18 protein-coding genes are annotated in these 19,196 nt (G+C 36.6%); 1 reads left to right on the plus strand and 17 read right to left on the minus strand.

What is annotated here, in order from left to right:
* Nucleotides 1–9: 9 nt before the first annotated feature.
* From radA to DW000_RS02300, 5 genes are all read right to left on the minus strand, one after another.
* Nucleotides 10–1,383 (minus strand): DNA repair protein RadA, encoded by a 1,374-nt coding sequence (gene radA / locus DW000_RS02280; protein WP_120054825.1) that lies wholly within the window; start codon nucleotides 1,381–1,383, stop codon nucleotides 10–12.
* A gap of 163 nt (nucleotides 1,384–1,546) precedes the next feature.
* A complete protein-coding gene (locus DW000_RS02285) occupies nucleotides 1,547–3,994 on the minus strand; it encodes an ATP-dependent Clp protease ATP-binding subunit (protein ID WP_120054826.1) in 2,448 nt (815 codons plus the stop codon).
* 234 nt (nucleotides 3,995–4,228) lie between these two features.
* Nucleotides 4,229–5,290, minus strand: a complete 1,062-nt coding sequence (locus tag DW000_RS02290; protein ID WP_120054827.1) for a protein arginine kinase — start codon at nucleotides 5,288–5,290, stop codon at nucleotides 4,229–4,231.
* Between the two features lie 9 nt (nucleotides 5,291–5,299).
* The gene (locus DW000_RS02295) at nucleotides 5,300–5,839 is read right to left on the minus strand and encodes a UvrB/UvrC motif-containing protein (protein ID WP_077708473.1); all 540 of its coding nucleotides are present in this window, start codon (nucleotides 5,837–5,839) and stop codon (nucleotides 5,300–5,302) included.
* Between the two features lie 6 nt (nucleotides 5,840–5,845).
* Nucleotides 5,846–6,325, minus strand: a complete 480-nt coding sequence (locus tag DW000_RS02300) for a CtsR family transcriptional regulator (RefSeq protein WP_004696020.1) — start codon at nucleotides 6,323–6,325, stop codon at nucleotides 5,846–5,848.
* 213 nt (nucleotides 6,326–6,538) lie between these two features.
* On the opposite strand from DW000_RS02300, the gene DW000_RS02305 reads away from it, so the two are divergent.
* On the plus strand, nucleotides 6,539–7,045 hold the full coding sequence (locus DW000_RS02305; RefSeq protein ID WP_004696023.1) for an S-adenosylmethionine decarboxylase: 507 nt from the start codon (nucleotides 6,539–6,541) through the stop codon (nucleotides 7,043–7,045).
* 80 nt (nucleotides 7,046–7,125) lie between these two features.
* Here DW000_RS02305 and DW000_RS02310 read toward each other — a convergent pair whose 3' ends face one another.
* The 12 genes from DW000_RS02310 to DW000_RS02365 form a co-directional block, all read right to left on the minus strand.
* Complete coding sequence (locus DW000_RS02310; RefSeq protein WP_004696982.1) at nucleotides 7,126–7,809, minus strand: HAD hydrolase-like protein; 684 nt, start codon at nucleotides 7,807–7,809, stop codon at nucleotides 7,126–7,128.
* A gap of 1 nt (nucleotide 7,810) precedes the next feature.
* On the minus strand, nucleotides 7,811–8,236 hold the full coding sequence (gene sufU / locus DW000_RS02315; protein WP_004696027.1) for a Fe-S cluster assembly sulfur transfer protein SufU: 426 nt from the start codon (nucleotides 8,234–8,236) through the stop codon (nucleotides 7,811–7,813).
* A gap of 14 nt (nucleotides 8,237–8,250) precedes the next feature.
* Complete coding sequence (locus tag DW000_RS02320; RefSeq protein WP_004696029.1) at nucleotides 8,251–9,480, minus strand: SufS family cysteine desulfurase; 1,230 nt, start codon at nucleotides 9,478–9,480, stop codon at nucleotides 8,251–8,253.
* Between the two features lie 12 nt (nucleotides 9,481–9,492).
* Nucleotides 9,493–10,539, minus strand: coding sequence for a SufD family Fe-S cluster assembly protein (locus DW000_RS02325; protein WP_004696032.1), 1,047 nt, complete (start codon nucleotides 10,537–10,539; stop codon nucleotides 9,493–9,495).
* A 9-nt stretch (nucleotides 10,540–10,548) separates the two neighbouring features.
* Nucleotides 10,549–11,958 carry a Fe-S cluster assembly protein SufB gene (gene sufB, locus DW000_RS02330; protein ID WP_004696034.1) on the minus strand — a complete coding sequence of 470 codons (1,410 nt, stop codon included), beginning with the start codon at nucleotides 11,956–11,958 and terminating at the stop codon, nucleotides 10,549–10,551.
* An 8-nt stretch (nucleotides 11,959–11,966) separates the two neighbouring features.
* Nucleotides 11,967–12,710, minus strand: a complete 744-nt coding sequence (gene sufC, locus DW000_RS02335) for a Fe-S cluster assembly ATPase SufC (protein ID WP_004696035.1) — start codon at nucleotides 12,708–12,710, stop codon at nucleotides 11,967–11,969.
* A gap of 294 nt (nucleotides 12,711–13,004) precedes the next feature.
* Entirely contained in the window at nucleotides 13,005–14,261 is a 1,257-nt protein-coding gene (locus DW000_RS02340; RefSeq protein ID WP_004696038.1) for a diaminopimelate decarboxylase, read from the minus strand.
* Nucleotides 14,262–14,324: 63 nt separating this feature from the next.
* Nucleotides 14,325–14,741, minus strand: a complete 417-nt coding sequence (locus tag DW000_RS02345; RefSeq protein WP_120054828.1) for a DoxX family protein — start codon at nucleotides 14,739–14,741, stop codon at nucleotides 14,325–14,327.
* Nucleotides 14,742–15,073: 332 nt separating this feature from the next.
* Complete coding sequence (groL, locus tag DW000_RS02350) at nucleotides 15,074–16,699, minus strand: chaperonin GroEL (protein ID WP_004696042.1); 1,626 nt, start codon at nucleotides 16,697–16,699, stop codon at nucleotides 15,074–15,076.
* 112 nt (nucleotides 16,700–16,811) lie between these two features.
* Complete coding sequence (gene groES, locus DW000_RS02355; protein WP_004696047.1) at nucleotides 16,812–17,093, minus strand: co-chaperone GroES; 282 nt, start codon at nucleotides 17,091–17,093, stop codon at nucleotides 16,812–16,814.
* A 131-nt stretch (nucleotides 17,094–17,224) separates the two neighbouring features.
* Complete coding sequence (locus DW000_RS02360) at nucleotides 17,225–17,803, minus strand: response regulator (protein WP_120054829.1); 579 nt, start codon at nucleotides 17,801–17,803, stop codon at nucleotides 17,225–17,227.
* A complete protein-coding gene (locus tag DW000_RS02365) occupies nucleotides 17,804–19,195 on the minus strand; it encodes a sensor histidine kinase (RefSeq protein WP_120054830.1) in 1,392 nt (463 codons plus the stop codon).
* Nucleotide 19,196: the final 1 nt, after the last annotated feature.

A 19,196-nucleotide genomic window follows, 5' to 3' on the forward strand; every position in this document is an offset into this window, starting at 1 on the left:
ACCTCCTAATTATGAAAATACGAGTTGCATCGCCTCTTGTATAGATTTGACACCTTTAATTTTGATAGAACTATCATTATCCTTGATTTGTTTATAGTTGCCTTCAGGAATAATAAACTTTTTAAAACCTAATTTCTTGGCTTCATTTATACGCTGTTCAATGCGAGGAATACTGCGAACATTACCAGTTAAGCCTACTTCACCTAAAATTACCATATCTGTTGGAACGATTCGATTTTTCAGATTTGACACAATGGCAACCGCCATAGATAAATCACAAGCAGGTTCATTTACCTTGAGACCACCGATGACATTTACATACACATCTTTATTACCTAATGTAAAGCCACAGCGTTTTTCTAAGACTGCTAATAATACAATTAATCGGTTAAGATCATAACCAATCGCCGTACGTCTAGGCATACCAAAGGCCGTAGTAACGACCAAGCTTTGTACCTCTACTAAGATGGGCCGAACCCCTTCGAGGTAAATCATAACAGCACTGCCACTTTCTTCATCGGAACGCTCGGCTAAAAGCGAAGCAGACGGATTGGACAATTCCTGTAACCCTTCCTCTACCATGGCAAAAATGCCTGTTTCTGATGTAGAACCAAAACGGTTTTTAATGGACCGTAATATGCGGAATTGATAAGAACGCTCCCCTTCAAAGTAAAGCACTACATCTACCATATGCTCTAACATACGAGGCCCTGCAATATTGCCTTCCTTTGTTACATGACCAATGATTACAGTAGGTATATTTCGTTCTTTACAGAAGCGAAGTAGGCGAGATGTGCATTCACGAACTTGACTAACACTGCCTGGCGCAGCATCTATATCTCCAGTATACATAGTTTGTATAGAGTCAATGACTAGTAAGGAAGGACTCATTGCTTCAGCTTGCTCCAATATATGATCTAGATCAGTATCTGCAATAACTTGTAACCGTTCACTATTGATATGCAGTCGTTCTGCTCGAAGTTTAAGTTGTAACTGAGACTCTTCACCAGATGCATAAAGAACTGCTCCTACTGTATCGGCTACCTTCTGGGATACTTGTAGCAACAGAGTAGATTTACCAATACCAGGATCACCACCTAAAAGCATTAGAGCACCAGGCACTATGCCCCCACCTAATACACGGTCAATTTCACCAAAGGTTGTAGATACGCGTGCAATAGAAGAAATTTCGATATCTGGCAAGGCGGTAGGCTTCGCCGTTTGATTTCCAAGACCTCGAGAAGGTATTCGACTATGTTTAGTTTCTTTAATGATTTCTTCAACTAATGTATTCCATTCTCCACATTGTGGACAACGGCCCATCCACTTAGAGGATTCAGCCCCACAATTTTGACAAAAGAATACAGATTTTGCTTTTGCCATAACACCTCAATACATTTAAAAAGAAAGGTCATGAATGATAACCATTCATGACCTTTTATGCATAATTTTACTACATGGTTAACTATCATCATTCTATAGTATACCATTTAACTTATATTTTTTATATGAAAGGTAGTCATCAACTGTATAATTTGTATTTTTATCATATTGATACAACAAGATTGTTATCCTTTGCATCTGCTTTAATAATTTTACCTTCTTTTGCATCTCCTTTCAAAATAAGATCCGACACTGGATCCTCAATTAAACGTTGAATAGCACGTTTTAATGGTCGAGCCCCCATTGTGAAATCAGAGCCCTCCTTAACAAGTAATTGCATAGCCTCAGGAGAGATTTCTAATTGTAAATCACGCTCTTCAAGGCGTTTTGTAACATCACTCATCAAGATAGTTACAATTTCTTTTAAGTCCTCTTCTGTTAATGGATGGAATACAATCATTTCATCGATACGGTTTAAAAACTCAGGTCTAAAATGACGTTTCACCGCATCCATTACCGATTTCTTAGCCGCTTTAAAATCAGTTCCTTTATTTTCATCTACATTAGAATCAGACTTTTTAGCTGCTAAGAAACCAAGTTCTGGCAAGTTCTTATGTAAAGCTTTAGCACCTAAGTTACTTGTCATGATAATAACTGTATTTCTGAAATCAACAGTTCTACCTTGGCTATCAGTAAGACGACCATCATCAAGAACTTGTAACAAGATATTAAAGAAATCTGCATGTGCTTTCTCTACTTCATCGAGGAGAATAACGCTATATGGTTTACGACGTACCGCATCTGTTAATTGGCCACCTTCTTCATAACCTACATAACCTGGAGGGGCACCGACTAAGCGAGACACAGTATGTTTTTCCATATATTCAGACATATCAAGTCGAATCATAGCAGATTCATCGCCGAACAAGGAGGATGCAAGCGCTCTTGCTAGCTCAGTTTTCCCTACACCAGTTGGCCCAAGGAACAAGAATGAACCAATAGGCCGTTTTGGGTCTTTTAATCCAGCCCTTGCACGGCGTACAGCTTTAGCTACAGCAGTAACAGCCTCATCTTGACCTACTACGCGTTTATGAAGTTCTTCTTCCAAATGTAGTAAGGTTGCAGACTCTTCTTCTGCAATTTTAGCCACTGGAATGCCTGTCCATTGCGCTACTACAGCAGCTATGTCTTCCTCTGTTACTATTAATTTTTGATCGCTTTTTTCTTTAGCGATAGATTTTTTATCACCAATTTCTTTTAATAGTGATTGTTCTTCATCGCGAAGCTCTGCAGCCTTTTCAAAATCTTGAGACGTAACAGCAGCTTCTTTTTCTTTCTTAACTGTATTAAGGCGATCCTCTAATGCTTTAACATCAGGTGCTGCAGAAAATACTTTCATACGAACCTTAGATGCAGCTTCATCGACTACATCGATAGCCTTATCAGGCAAGAATCGATCTGTAATATATCGGCTAGATAAAGATACAGCTGCTGTTAATGCCTCATCTGTAATCTTAGCCTTATGGAAAGCTTCATACCGATCTCTTAATCCCTTTAAAATTTCAAGAGCATCCTCTTCGTTAGGCTCTCCTACTTGAACGGGTTGAAAACGACGCTCTAAAGCAGCATCTTTTTCTATATGTTTCTTATATTCATCAAGTGTTGTGGCACCGATAACTTGGAATTCACCTCGTGCCAAAGCAGGCTTTAAGATATTAGCTGCATCCATAGCGCCTTCAGTAGCACCTGCCCCAACCAATGTATGAATTTCATCTATAAAGATAATCATATCATCATGTTGTTGTACTTCATCAATGGCTTTTTTCAACCGTTCTTCAAATTCACCACGGTACTTGGCACCCGCTAACATAGAACCAATACTAAGAGAAATAATGCGTTTATTACGTAAAATCTCCGGTACATTACCAGTCACAATACGCTGTGCCAAGCCTTCGGCAATAGCTGTTTTACCTACACCTGGTTCGCCAATAAGAACAGGATTATTTTTAGTTCTACGGCTGAGAATTTGAATGACTCGTTGAATCTCCGTATCGCGGCCAATAACAGGATCAATCTTACCTTGTTTAGCAGACTCATTAAGATCAGTTGCAAAATCTGACAGCTCACCTAAATCATTATTGCTATTTATTCCCTCTTGACCACCATTGTTGCTACCTTTATTCGAGCCAAGAATACTACGAATTGCTTCTACTACATCATTACTACGTATATTCATAGCTCGTAAAATAGCAACTGCAACACCGCTACCATCGCTAAGTAGGCCCAATAGAATATGCTCAGTACCAACGTAATTGTGATTCATTTGATTTGCTACTTGAATGGCAAGCTCAAGTACATGTTTAACACGAGGTGTCATATATATTGACGTTGCTTTTTTATTACCACGTCCTACATGTTCTTCTACAGCTTCAAAAATATCTTCTGTAACAAGGCCAAGCTCTTCTAAAGCTTTAGCTGCTACACCATTTTTAACCTTTGTAAGGCCGATGAGTACGTGTTCAGTACCGACATAGTCATGTCCTAACTCCAATGCAGCCTCTTGAGCTAACGAAAGAACACGCTGTGCATCGTCTGTAAACCGTTGCATCATAATATCACCTCATCTATCTATGTAAATTGTAATTATTTCTTTTCAAATATATATAAACAATGGTGAAATAACCATTGGAATATCAAAAATAATATTAAACTCTATTAATCTATTATGCTATCTAGTATTAATATTTACTATTTTTTACAAATCTCTTAACAGTAAACTAAGAAAATTATATAAATCAATCTATACAAAATAAATAATCATACATTAATTATTTATGTACTTATATTAATTTGAAAGTTTTTGACGTATCACCTTTGCACGATAGCTGTCGCGATCGGTATCTGTCAAATTTTCACTACCTAAGTATTTAGAAAGGAAGTTTGGTCTAGTTATAGCAACAAGCTCATTAAAAGTATCTTTACCCCAGAATGGTAATATTTCTAAATCTACACCTAATTGAATGTCGCTAAGCTTACTAAGTGCCTCTTTACCGCTTACACGTCGTGCATATTGTAAAATTCCATAGGATCGCCAAAGTATATCTTCCAAACCTTCTTTATCGTTGTGTAATAAAGATTGCCGAGACTTTCGTTCTTCTGCAATAATTCCTTCTACGATTTTAATCAATTGCTCAATAGTTGCTTCTTCACTAATCCCCATCGTTCGTTGATTAGAAATCTGGTAAATACAACCTAAAGCTTCGGAACCTTCCCCATACAACCCTCGTACAGAGTAACCTAATTGTATTATGTTACGAATGAGTCTCGTAATACGACCAGATAACGTCAATGCGGGTAAATGTAACATAACAGAGGCTCGTAAACCTGTACCCACATTAGTGGGGCAAGCAGTTAAATAACCAAATCGCTCATCAAAGGCATAAGGGTATTTTGCTTCAATAGCTTTATCAATTTGAACCGCATGATTATAAGCTTGTTGCAATTTAAGTCCTGGAGCCATAGATTGAATACGTAAATGATCTTCTTCATTTACCATAATTGCGATAGAAGCATCATCAGATACGATCAAATTACGATACGGTAATTGTTCCTCTAAAGCAGGACTCATTAAATGCTTTTCAACTAAGACAGCACGTTCACGTTGACTTAATTGCTCAAGGCTAATATTTGTATATTGGTGCTCATCAGCCTTTTTTAATATTGGCAATAGGCCTCGAGAGATTATATTCACTTTTTCTAAGGAAACTGTATCTTCACGATTCGTAAATAATATATCATCAAAATTTCTCGCCAATCGTATACGGCTTGAAATTACAATGTGGTCTGTCGCCTCTGTATCCTGACACAGCCACTGACTTAGCGGAGAGTCCAATATAGTATCTAACATAAGAACCTCCTATTCGTTATCACCATCAATGATAACTTCTAGATTTTTAATTTTGTCTCTCAAAATTGCGGCTTCTTCAAAGTTTTCAGCTTGAATAGCTGTATCTAATTGGCGGCGCAATTGCTTTACTTCATACTTTGCTTTAAATACATTAGTACCACGACTAGGTATAGTCCCTTCATACTCAGAACTACCTTGTATTCGTTCTAATAATGGATTTATTTCACTATTAAAAGTCTCATAACATTGACCACAGCCAAACTTACCTACCCGATTGAATTCATCATAAGTAATACCACACTGAGGGCATCTCTTAGATTGATGAGCTTTTAATAAATTATCTGGATACACCATATTCTTAAAAAAATCATTAGTAAAAAAGTTATTATCCCACATATCATTCATAAAAGAACTATAAGGAGATAATTTCCCAGCTTGTTGTAACTCGGTGGCACAAGTACTGCAAAGATGTTGCTCAGTCTTTTGATTATTTATGATATTAGTCATATGGATAGTAGCTTCATTTTTATGGCAATGATCACATAACACAAATCATCACTCCTTCCGCAAAGTGTCCACCATTGATGCATATAATTGACGAACAGCATCATTACGTTCTTCTACGTCTACATTTTCAATTAATGTAGCAAAAGAATTATGCATCAATTGAGCTTCACGACGGGTAATCTTTTCAGATTGTAATAATTGAAATAATGATTGATCTACATCTCGCATATCAATTAATCGTTCTACCGTATTTGGACCTTCATAAATCCGATAAGTTGTAACAGCAGGTAAAGAATCTGAACTTTCTGGGTTAATTTTTTTGATTCGAATATATCCACCCAAGCCACGTCTTGACTCAACATCGAAACCGCGCTCATTAGAAAAACGCGTACTTAATACGTAACTAATTTGGGATGGCGCACAATCTAATTCATCAGCCAATTCATTACGCTTTAAAATTAGCTTTTCTTGTTCTTCACGCATACGGTCTAATATAAATTTTTCTATTTTATCAGCTATCATACTCATAAAAAACACCCCTTTAAAGTTTATTTACTATAGTTTTGACTATTTGTTCTTTAGCATAACTCTATTATATTTGACTTTTTGACCTTAGTCAATATAAAAGTCAAATTTTATAAAAATAACGTTTGACTTTTAATGTATTCTCATATAATTGGACTTAATCCTTAAATCTATGTATAATAAATGAGATATTATTTTCTGAAGGAAGGTGTTGTTATGGCAGAAGCATTAGGACAAGAACTGTTAATTGATTTATATTCCTGCGATGAAGACGCAATTTCATCCGCTACAGCTGTACAGGAAAGTGTAGCAACCGCATTTGACTTAGCTGAACTTGATGTAGATGAAATCAGTTGTCAAGTTATGGACGAGGAAATCGCCCTCCTTTCTGTCGCACCAGGTTTTCACTTTACATTGCACACATATCCTGCACTTGGTTATGTAGCAGTTGATTTGTATTCCTTCGAGCAAACATTACCACTTACATTAATTATGAAAGCCTTACGTAAATCTTTTAGAGCTGAAAAAGTAAAGGCAACAAGTGTGCAACGTGGCGACTTTGGTAACGAACGTGATATGAAGCCACGTCGCAAAACTAAGATTACTACACTTGGTCGTGTTTCTCGTACACGTATCCAACTCAAACAAACAGGGGGCAAGTTGAAAAAACAAAGTGCTAAGGTTATCAAAACATTAGCTAAAAAAAGTGGCCTAAAAAAATAACATAAAATGAAGATGCAAAAAAGCTAGAGGATTTCCTCTAGCTTTTTATTTGGGTTGATATGTAATTCTATTTATATAGCTTATCTACGAACCATCATTTCTTCAAGATTGAGAACATCAGCAATTTCATCAACATCGTCACAGATATATTCGGCATCCGCTTCCTTTAACTCAGATTCCGTACCATAACCATAGGTAACGCCAATGGAGATACAGCCAAGTTCATTAGCTGCTTCTACATCGTACTTACGATCTCCAACCATGAATGTCAATCGACGACCATTTTCATCAGTTAATGGGTTACCACATAGCGTGAGAGCTTTTTCAAGAATTTCTTTTTTGTGTAACAATCCCGCTTCGTAATTAGCACCAACAATAACATCAAAGTATGGTGTCAATTCAAAGTGATCAAGAATATCTTTAGCATAATGTTCTGGTTTTGCAGTAGCTACAGCTATAGTATATTGTTCAGTTTTGCATTTAGCCAATAAGTCTACAATATTCGGATATACTTTATTTTCAAATTTACCGATGGTACCATAACGTTCACGGAATTTAAAGTATGTTTCTTCCGCTTGCTCAAAGGTCAAACCACAATGTTCTTGGAAAGCATCTACCAATGGTGGTCCTAAGAACAATTGTAATGTTTCTTCATCAGGTACAGTATAACCGAAATGTTCCAATGCAAATTTAATGCTTTTAAGAATACCTTCTTGAGAGTCAGTTAAGGTTCCATCTAAATCAAATAATATCGTTTTCTTCATATTATTTCTTTAAAGCCTCTTTCAATGTATGCCATGCAAGAACTGCACATTTTACACGTGCTGGCATATTAGAAATATTTTGTAGAGCCATAGCATCTTCTAATTCTTCTAACTCATTTTCATCGGTAATCTCTTTTTTAATCATACCCAAGAAAATTTCTACTAAACGAAGCGCTTCCTCAACAGATTTGCCCTTAATGATATCAATCATCATAGATGCAGATGCTTGGCTAATAGCACAGCCAGAACCTGTATATGCAGCATCTTTAATGATACCATCTACTACATTGAGTTGTAATGTTAGATCATCACCACAACTAGGGTTATGTCCATGTTCAGAATTTGTAAATTCAGATAATTCATGCTTATTACGTTTATCTTGGTTATGTTCCAAAATAAGTTCCGTATATAATTGATCCATTTCCATTAGTGGTAATTCTCCTAATCTTTAAAACCCATTACTGAACGAACAGTCTTTAATACTTCAAGGAATGCGTCTAAATCTTCCTTGCGAGTGTATAAGTACATACTTAAACGAGTAGATGCAGATACATTGTAGAACGCACCTAATGGTTGTGCACAATGGTGACCGGAACGAACGCAGATCCCCTTAGAATCCAAAATTGTAGCTACGTCATGAGGATGTACATCATCTACAGTGAACGCAATAACGCCATGTTTTTCCTTAGGATTTTGAGAACCAATAACATGGACATGTGGCAATTCAACAATCTTAGGAAGAATATAAGCTACTAACTCCTCTTCATAGGCTTCTATAGCATCCATTCCAAAGGATTCCAAATAATCAATAGCTGCATGCAAGGAAACGGCACCATCAGCATTTGGAGTACCTGCCTCAAACTTATATGGAAGCTCATTGAATGTAGCAGTTTGCTCTTTTACATACTCAATCATATCGCCACCCAATAGGAATGGAGGCATAGTTTCTAATAAATCACGTTTACCGTATAGTACACCAATCCCTTGAGATGCACACATTTTATGGCCAGAGAATACGAAGAAATCGCAATCCAATGCTTGTACGTCAATTTTTTTATGAGGTGTAGATTGAGCACCGTCTAGAACAACAATAGCACCTACAGAGTGAGCCTTCTCAGTTAATTCTTTTACTGGGAATTCCATACCAAGCACGTTACTAACATGAGCGAAAGCAACAATTTTAGTCTTTTCATCAATTTTATTGATTTCACCATCTTTTAAGTGCCCATGTTCATCAAGATACATGTATTCTAAGGTTGCCCCCGTCTGTTCTGCCACATATTGCCATGTTACAAGATTCGCATGATGTTCAGCAACAGTAATGACAATCTTGTCACCTTTTTTCACATTATGAAGGCCATAGCTGTGGGCAATCAAGTTCATTGACTCCGTACTATTACGTGTAAATATAACCTCTTCTCGTTCGCGAGCATTGATAAATTCAACTACGCGATCCCGTGCATTTTCATAGTCTTCAGATGCTTCAATGGCTAAAATATGAGAACCACGATGTGGGTTACCATTACGTTGTGTCATATGTTCCACAACACGGTCAATTACGGACTGTGGAATTTGAGCAGTAGCACCGCTATCTAAATAGATAACACGATGCCCATTATGCTCTTTATGTAATATAGGAAAGTCTTTGTATGCTTCTGCAATTGGTCTCATAAAAACGCCTCTTTAAATTTTATTACGTACAGCTGCTAACGCTGCTTCTTCAATCGTTTCATCACCAATGCGATCAATAATAGGTCGAATCATAGATTCAACAATGATATGTTTTGCCTCTACCTCACTAAAGCCACGGCTCATGATATAGAACAATTTATTATGATCAATTTGGCCTGCACTTGCTGCATGATTACCAACTACATTATCTTCTTTACACAATAAAAGTGGTAACGAAACAGATTTTACAGTTGGATCTAACAATAAGCAAGTATCTTCTTCCGCACCTTCAGAAGCTGTTGCTCCATTAAGGAAATCAAGGGTCCCTCTGAAGGATTTTTTAGAATTGCCACTAAGAGCACCTAAGGTATGAATATCACTAAATGATTTTTTACCACCATGACTCATAACCATAGAAATATCAAATTTTTGCTCTTTATTACCAAGATAAGCAATATCATGAACCATACGGGATTCTTGACCTACTAAATCATGATAGTAATTCAAGATGTTTTCACTGCCACCAATTTCAATATTGATGTATTCTACATCTGCTTTTTCTTCTAATTTAGTGTATCGATGCTCGATATGTTGTACATGTTCAGGCAAAAGATTTACCTTTTTTACTACAACCTTACCAGCTTCTTTCACATCGTATTCGTTTAAATAGCTAACATTTGTCAATGCATCCCCAGAGCCCGTTACATAAAATTGCACTTCTAGTTCAGCACCTTCACCAACGATAAATTGGAAACGGTTTGCCACACGAGCATTAGCATCAATGCGGATGCCTACAACTTCTTTCGCCTTAGGAGGCACATTGATAGCATAGCCTTCCGCTTTTTCAACTAATACATGAACAGCTTCTTTATTAGCACCTTCATAATTACCATCTAGTAATGCTGTACCAACAGGTAATGGTGAAAGTATATCTTTATTAGCTTCCACAGCGATGGATTGTACCGCTGTATCTTCTCCAGCTAGAGAGCTTACAGTATGATTAACACGCAACCATCTGAATGTCGGTCTAGGGAGTTCATTAAATAGTAATTCGCTCATAATTCCTCCTTAACCGATAGAACCTTCTAATTCAAGATTGATTAGATTGTTCATTTCTACTGCATATTCAAGTGGCAATTCTTTAGAGATTGGCTCTACGAAGCCACGAACGAGCATCGCACGAGCTTCTTCTTCACTAATACCACGAGTCATAAGATAAAAAATTGCTTCGTCGGAAATACGACCGATTTTAGCTTCATGACCTAAATCCACATTGTCATTTTCTACAATAATAGCCGGGATTGTATCAGATTGAGACTCAGCATCAAGCATCAAGGATTCACAAGAAACGGTTGCTTTGGAATGCTCAGCTTTAGGGCCAATCTTCAAAAGGCCACGATAAATTGCAGCGCCACCGGATTTAGAAATAGATTTAGAGTTTACATTACTTGTTGTATATGGTGCATTATGTACCACTTTACAACCTGTATCGAGGAATTGTCCTTCACCAGCGAATGTTACACCTGTAAATTCAGCATGTGCACCTTCACCGTTGAGAATACTCATTGGATACAAACAAGAAACTTTGGAGCCAAAGGAACCAGATACCCACTCAATTGTACCATTTTTACCTACTACACAACGTTTTGTGTTAAGGTTGTACATGTTTTTAGACCAGTTTTCAATTGTAGAATAACGCAATGTAGCATTATCTTTAACGAACAGTTCAACAGCGCCTGCATGAAGGTTAGACACATCATACTTAGGAGCAGAACAACCTTCGATAAAGTGCAATTTAGCCCCTTCTTCTACGATAATCATCGTATGTTCGAACTGACCAGCACCTGGTGCATTCAAACGGAAGTAAGATTGCAATGGAATCTCTACTTGTACACCGGCAGGAACGTATACGAAGGAACCACCAGACCAAACGGCACCATGAAGGGCAGCCCATTTATGGTCTGTAGGTGGAATTAATGTCATCCAGTATTTTTTTACGATTTCTTCATGTTCATGTAATGCTGTTTCGATATCAGTATAGATAACACCTTGCTTAACAAGATCTTCTTGAATACTGTGGTAAACAACTTCAGAATCATATTGAGCACCAACACCAGCTAGAGATGTTTTTTCCGCTTCTGGAATACCTAAGCGGTCAAAAGTACTTTTAATTTCTTCTGGAACTTCATCCCAGTTTTCTTTCATATCTACTTTAGGCTTAACATACGTATGAATATTTGCCATATCTAAGCCCGAGATATCAGGAATCCAATTCGGAATGCCCATGCGATTATAGATTTCCAAAGACTTTAAACGGAAATCGAGCATCCATTCTGGTTCATTTTTATTAGACCAAATCTCACGGATAATATCTTCTGTTAAACCGGCATCAGAGATATAAGAATATTCAAATTCGTTCTTTATATCATAGACGCCACGGTCCATATCCGCGACTTGGGTTTTCTTTCTTTCTTCCATTATGCCTCCTATGCTAATGCTTTGTATGCGTCATAACCTTTTTCTTCGATTTCACGTACAAGAGAAGCATCACCAGTTTTAACAATCTTGCCATTAATCAACACATGAACATAGTCTGGTTTTAGTTTTTGCAAGATTTGGTTATGATGAGTAATGATTAATACAGCATTTTCTTCGTTATGGAAACGTTGTACACCTTCAGATACGATACGAACCGCATCTACGTCAAGGCCAGAATCAGTTTCATCAAGAATAGCCAATTTAGGATTCAAAATGGACATTTGAAGAATTTCATTCTTCTTGCGTTCACCACCAGAGAAGCCTTCATTTACATAACGTTGCGCATAAGATAAATCAAAGGACAATTCATCCATTTTTTCTTTCAATTCTTTTTTGAAAGATAATGCACGTACATTTTCACCAGTAATTGTGGATTTAGCTGTACGAATGAAGTTTTCTACAGTAATACCAGGAATAGAAATTGGATTTTGGAAGGACATAAAAATACCCGCTTTTGCACGATCATTTACTGCATCTTCCGTAATATCCTTACCATCAAAAATGATAGAACCACTATCTACTGTATATGTAGAGTTACCCATGATTGCATTAGCAAGTGTAGATTTACCAGCACCATTTGTCCCCATCACAACATGAATTTCACCTTTATTAATTGTTAAATCAATACCTTTTAAGATTTGTTTCTCTTCAACAGATACCTTTAAATCTTTTATCTGAAGTAATTCAGCCAAAATGTTCACTCCTTTTATTTGTATGTAACCATAAGAAACATACACTCATTATATATAAAACGTATATACTGACACATATAAAAAGGCGGTACGCACTAACGTGAATACCGCCGTAATTCTCGCCAACTTAGCAAGTATGTGCATAACAATCTACACTCATTATACATTCTTATCTAAATGATAGCAAGATATTCCTACTAAAATATACAGGAATTAAAAGAATATCAAGTATTACATATATTGATAGGTTTTTATTAATATTAATTCTCATCCTATTCGATTCTCAATATTAAATTATAGGTTTGAAAAATCAAGAGTTCCAAATAAATCATCATATGTTTCAGCACGACGAATTTGTGTAACAGAGCCATCTTTATGTAGCAATAACTCTGCAGAACGTAATTTACCATTATAATTGAAACCCATAGAATGTCCATGTGCACCAGCATCGTGAATGATGACACGATCTCCAATATCAATTTTTGGCAGCTCTCGTTGAATAGCAAATTTATCATTATTTTCACATAAGGAGCCTGTTACATCATATACATGATCCTTGGGAGCATTTTCTTTCCCCATTACGGTAATATGATGATAAGAGCCATACAACGCCGGACGCATAAGATTTGCCATACAAGCATCTAAACCGATGTAATGACGATAAATATCTTTTTTATGAATAGCAGTAGAAACAAGGTAACCAAATGGACCTGTTACCATACGCCCACATTCATAAGCCAATGCAACATCATTAAGTCCATTAGCTACTAAAATCCGATTATACGCTTCTTCTACACCCTTGCTTAATACGCGGAAGTCTACTGGTGTTTGTTCTGGTTTATAAGCTACACCTACACCTCCACCTAAATCAATAAATTCAATAGTGATACCAAGTTCTTTTTTAATATCTACAGCAAGATTAAAGCAAAGCTCTGCTGTACCAACTAAACCGTCAATATCAAGTTCGTTAGAAACAACCATTGTATGAATACCAAAGTGTTTTACACCTTTAGCTTGTAATTGTTTATACGCTTCAAATATTTGTTCGCGTGTCATACCATATTTAGCTTCTTCAGGAAGACCAATAATTGTATTGCCCCCTTCCTTTAAAGAACCCGGATTATAACGCACGCAGAATGTATCTGGCAAAGAGCCATGATTTTTTTCTAAATATTCGATATGTGTAATATCATCAAGATTGATAATTGCACCCATTTCAAGTGCCTTTTTATACTCCACATACGGTGTGTCATTAGATGTGAACATAATATCATGGCCCGTAATACCCACTTTTTCACATAAAAGTAGTTCCGCTAAGGAAGAACAGTCTGCGCCAACCCCAAGCTTTTGTAACAAACGCATGATATACGGATTTGGAGTTGCTTTAACTGCAAAATATTGCTTGAATCCCTTATTCCAAGAGAATGCATTGATGAAAGATTTCATATTCTCAATAATTCCTTCTTCATCATAAATATGGAATGGAGTTGGATACTGAGCAATAATATTTTCTAATTGTTCTGACGTGAATGGAACTGTTTTTTTGTTCATGATAACCTTTCTACATAAATAAAAGACTCATCAGCCGATGAGTCTTTTATTCTAATTCCCTAATTATTTAAATAAAGCTTTATCTAAACTAAAGCGACCAGCACCAGCAAAGAATAACATAAGTGCACCAAAGCCTAATTGAGATGGGTAGTCCCAGCTAAAGAAACTACCATTCAAACTCACAATAGTCGCAGTTGCTAAAGTACCTACAACTAGAATAGCACCAATACGTGTAAATAATCCTACTGCAATAAGAATACCACCAATCATTTCTGCAAGTGCTGCCATAGTGCCTAGCATCTCATAACCACCGGATACACCTAAAGGTACCAACATAGTCCCTACTTTGTAGAGCCCTTCAGCTCCGCTAAGCCATTTTAAATAACCATGATAAAACATGGAAATGCCCAATGCAAGGCGATAAATCAATAAGCCAAAGTTTACATAATTAGGTTTACTTTTAAAAATAAAGTTCAACATAGTGATCCTTCTTTCAATTCAAATATAACAAATCGAATAAATTCGATACATTAATTATACTATTAGAGAATAACTATGTCAATAAGACTCACTATTAAATTCTATAGAATTATAACATACATTGTATACAAAATCAATTTTATCGATGTAATCAACATAATATAGTCAGCTTAAATACAATCATAGTTTTTTTGAAATTTGAAATTTAAAATATTACACCCTTACAATAGATTAATTTATCAATAAAAAATAATCCTAATGAATATGAAAAATGTAATTCACAATTCATTAGGATTATTATGTTTCTTATAAAATTAATTCTAAGCAGCTGATTACATCATACCGCCCATACCACCCATTGGAGGCATTGCAGGAACTGCTGCATTTTCATCTACCTTATCAGCTACGATTGTTTCAGTAGTTAATACAAGAGATGCAATAGATGCGGCATTTTGAAGGGCAGAACGAGTAACTTTTGCAGGATCAACAATACCAGCTTTAACCATATCGATGTATTCTTCAGTCAAGGCATTGAAACCTACACCAGCTTCAGTATTTTTAACTTTTTCTACTACTACAGAACCTTCGAGACCTGCGTTGTATGCGATTTGACGAAGTGGTTCTTCTACAGCGCGTTTTACAAGGTTAATACCAGTTTGAACGTCACCAGTAGCTTCCAATGTATTCAATGCAGGGATGATATCGATGAATGTAGTACCACCACCAGCTACAATACCTTCTTCAACAGCTGCACGAGTTGCATTCAATGCATCTTCAATGCGAAGTTTCTTATCTTTCATTTCAACTTCTGTAGCAGCACCTACTTCGATAACTGCAACACCACCGGACAATTTAGCTAGACGTTCTTGTAATTTTTCACGGTCGAAATCAGAAGATGTTTCTTCAACTTGTGCACGGATTTGGTTAACGCGTTTAGCAATTACATCTTTATCACCTGCGCCATCGATGATTGTAGTTTCATCTTTAGTGATGCGAACTTGACGAGCTGTACCAAGATCTTCAAGCTCTACAGAATCAAGCTTACGACCCATATCTTCAGTAATAACAGTACCGCCTGTTAAGATAGCGATATCTTCAAGCATAGCTTTGCGACGATCACCGAAGCCAGGAGCTTTAACGGCTACAGCTTTAAATGTACCACGTAAACGGTTTACTACTAATGTAGCCAATGCTTCCCCTTCTACATCTTCAGCGATAATAAGAAGTTCTTTGCCTACTTTTACTACTTTTTCAAGTGTTGGCAACATATCTGCGATGGCACTGATTTTACGATCAGTGATCAAGATATATGGGTTATCCATAACAGCTTCCATACGATCAGGGTCAGTTACCATATAAGGGGAAATATAACCACGATCAAATTGCATACCTTCTACTACATTTAATGCAGTTTGCAAACCTTTGGATTCTTCAACAGTAATAACACCGTCATTACCAACCTTTTCCATAGCTTCAGCAATTAAACCACCGATTTCTTCGTCAGCAGCGGATACGCTTGCAACTTGAGCAATTTCAGCTTTACCAGAAACTTTGATAGAGCGTTTTTTAATTTCTTCAACCAAAGTTTTTACTGCTGTTTCAATGCCTTTTTTCAAAATCATTGGGTTTGCACCGGCTGCTACATTGCGCATACCTTCTTGAATCATAGCTTGCGCCAATACTGTTGCGGTAGTAGTACCATCACCTGCTACGTCGTTAGTTTTAGTAGCAACTTCTTTTACTAATTGAGCACCCATGTTTTCAAATGGATCTGGAAGTTCAATATCGCGAGCAATGGTTACACCATCATTTGTAATTGTTGGGGAACCAAATTTTTTATCCAACACAACATTACGACCTTTTGGACCTAATGTAACTTTTACAGCATTTGCTAATTGATCGACGCCACGGCCTAAAGCGCGACGAGCTTCTTCATTAAACAAGATTTCTTTTGCCATATGTATTACCTCCTAAATAGTAACACTATCCAATGTAACGAAATATATGTGCCTTTAGGCAATATAGAATGTATCATCAGTTTTTATAGTCATATAGACTATAAATCAGCGATTATAATACTGCTAAAATATCGCGTTCGCTAATAATCAAATGAGTAGCGCCATCGATTTCTAATTCGCTACCAGCATATTTTGCAAACATAACAGTGTCGCCAACTTTAACTTCTGGAGCTACACGTTGACCATTGTCATATACTTTACCAGCACCTACAGCTACAACTACACCTTCTTGAGGCTTTTCTTTAGCTGTATCAGGAAGGAAGATACCACTTTTAGTTTTTTCTTCTTTTGCTTCTAGACGGATAAGAACGCGGTCAGCTAATGGTTTTAACATATAATGTCACTCCTTTTTAATAGTTAATCTCCATAATTTATTAGCACTCTAACTCATTGAGTGCTAATCACAAGTATTATTATAACCGAAGTTAAAATAATTGCAAGTACTAATTTTGATTTTTTGACTTTTTAGATGTTATTTGACTTATTAGACTGTTTAATAATGAGATTACATGTTTCTATAATAGATATTTGTTTATTCATACTTAAGGTGCGAATGCGATTATACGCTTCCGCTTCAGATATAGAATATAGTTCCATTAATATACCAGTTCCCATTTGAATGATTTTACGATCTTCTAATGACTGTTCTAGCTCAGCCATCTTTTCGCGCAACTGAGCATCACTTTTATAGCGACCTAAAGCCATCTCTAAGGAAGGAACTAACTGTTCCTCCCGTACTGGTTTAATTAAATAGCCATATACACCAGAATCTCGAGCCTTATCGATTAAATCTTGCTGGCTATAACTTGTTAATAATACTACAGGTGCTTCATGGTGAAAGCCAATTTGACGTGCCGCCTCAATACCATCTAATTCTGGCATTTTAACATCCATCAATATAATATCTGGCTTATGTTTTTTACAAAGTTCTAAAGCTTCAACACCATTTGTACCTTCTGCAACGACTTCATGACCACAAGACTCAATAATATCTCGTAAATCCATACGTATTAGAGATTCATCATCCACGATTAAAACGCGCATTTATGCCTCCTTCTTCATATGTATCGTCACTAATACACCTGTACCAGTATTTTCTATGGATAAACTACCCTTCAATTCGTGGGTAACTAAATTATTAATAATAGTTAGACCTAAACGTTTATTAGATGTGAAAGAAAAATTGCTAGGCAATCCTTTACCATTATCCGAAAAAGCTAGTTCGATACTCCCGTTTATATCCGTTGCAGTCAGATGAATTTGACCATTTCTACCATCTAAACCATGTTCTAAACTATTACTAATCAATTCATTGATTATGAGGGATACATAACTTGTCATATGAGAGGAGATTAATATGTCTTCGCCACTGTAAGAAAAAGTAACCTCTTGGTCTTGCCGCACCATACTCATACGCAACAATCGACATAATTCATCGTAGATCGATCGTATACCAATATAGTCCTCATCGTAATGGGACACTATATCGTGAACAAGAGCCATACTTTCAATACGGTTAATCCCTTCTTGCAGTGCTTGCTTCACTTCTGGCAAACTGGAGCGTCTCGCTTCCATCCGCAATAAACCTGCTACAGTTTGTAAGTTGTTTTTTACACGGTGATGAATCTCTTTAATAATGGAATTTTTTACTAATAATTCTTGTTGCTGTTTACTTTCACGCGTACAATCATGAAGCACCAAGAAGCAACGCGTTTCATTACGCCCCATAGCAATAGGAATCATATGCTGACGAATTACCATATCTTGATAGATTTCTTCATTTGTAAGTATACTTCTATCTGATAATACTTGTTGTATAGCGGACATCTTTAAGGTACTGCTAAGAATTGATGAACCTACCAAGCGACGATCAAAGCCTAATACATCTACTAACTTCATAGCTGCATCGTTAGCATACAGTATTTTATAAGTGTCATCAAAAATAATTAAACCATCAAAATAGGACATTGGTTCGTAAGACAGTATTTGTTCATCTGTAGCTGTCAGCATAAGACGTTGCATCGTATCAGACAGAACATATTCTTGCTCGTATTGTTCTATCTTAATAGATGATGACAATGTAAAAGATATCCCCCCAATAATACGCCCTCCATTGTCTACAATAGGAAAAACATGTTGACGTTGCTTATCATCTAACCCGATAAGTGGCTGTCCATCTTTCATCATAGCATGCCACGTATGACTGCCTTTTAATTGACGTGTAATAATCCCTTGATCACTGCGTTCTATGCATAGCATATCCGCACATTGTTGTGGACTCTCACTTTTTCCTGTCTCTAATAGAGGTGTAAAAATCTGTATCCTTTGACGAGTTAACGACTCGCCAAAGGATATGAGTTTACTAATATGCTCAAGTAATGAGATTTGTAATGGTCCTAATGGTGTTCTATTTAAAATATCTTGACCAATATCCACA

Source organism: Veillonella sp. AF36-20BH (assembly GCF_003602765.1).
Lineage (GTDB): Bacteria > Bacillota > Negativicutes > Veillonellales > Veillonellaceae > Veillonella > Veillonella hominis.

Bases quoted from the DNA above. Each gene is read 5' to 3' on its own strand.
- DW000_RS02320 (WP_004696029.1), bottom strand. From the start codon at position 9,480: ATGAGACCAATTGCAGAAGCATACAAAGACTTTCCTATATTACATAAA.
- groES (WP_004696047.1), bottom strand. From the start codon at position 17,093: ATGTTAAAACCATTAGCTGACCGCGTTCTTATCCGTCTAGAAGCAAAA.
- sufB (WP_004696034.1), bottom strand. From the start codon at position 11,958: ATGGAAGAAAGAAAGAAAACCCAAGTCGCGGATATGGACCGTGGCGTC.
- radA (WP_120054825.1), bottom strand. From the start codon at position 1,383: ATGGCAAAAGCAAAATCTGTATTCTTTTGTCAAAATTGTGGGGCTGAA.
- DW000_RS02325 (WP_004696032.1), bottom strand. From the start codon at position 10,539: ATGAGCGAATTACTATTTAATGAACTCCCTAGACCGACATTCAGATGG.
- DW000_RS02310 (WP_004696982.1), bottom strand. From the start codon at position 7,809: ATGAAGAAAACGATATTATTTGATTTAGATGGAACCTTAACTGACTCT.
- groL (WP_004696042.1), bottom strand. From the start codon at position 16,699: ATGGCAAAAGAAATCTTGTTTAATGAAGAAGCTCGTCGCGCTTTAGGC.
- DW000_RS02360 (WP_120054829.1), bottom strand. From the start codon at position 17,803: ATGCGCGTTTTAATCGTGGATGATGAATCTCTAATACGTATGGATTTA.
- DW000_RS02305 (WP_004696023.1), top strand. From the start codon at position 6,539: ATGGCAGAAGCATTAGGACAAGAACTGTTAATTGATTTATATTCCTGC.
- DW000_RS02290 (WP_120054827.1), bottom strand. From the start codon at position 5,290: ATGTTAGATACTATATTGGACTCTCCGCTAAGTCAGTGGCTGTGTCAG.
- DW000_RS02285 (WP_120054826.1), bottom strand. From the start codon at position 3,994: ATGATGCAACGGTTTACAGACGATGCACAGCGTGTTCTTTCGTTAGCT.
- DW000_RS02340 (WP_004696038.1), bottom strand. From the start codon at position 14,261: ATGAACAAAAAAACAGTTCCATTCACGTCAGAACAATTAGAAAATATT.
- sufU (WP_004696027.1), bottom strand. From the start codon at position 8,236: ATGGAAATGGATCAATTATATACGGAACTTATTTTGGAACATAACCAA.
- DW000_RS02300 (WP_004696020.1), bottom strand. From the start codon at position 6,325: ATGAGTATGATAGCTGATAAAATAGAAAAATTTATATTAGACCGTATG.
- DW000_RS02345 (WP_120054828.1), bottom strand. From the start codon at position 14,741: ATGTTGAACTTTATTTTTAAAAGTAAACCTAATTATGTAAACTTTGGC.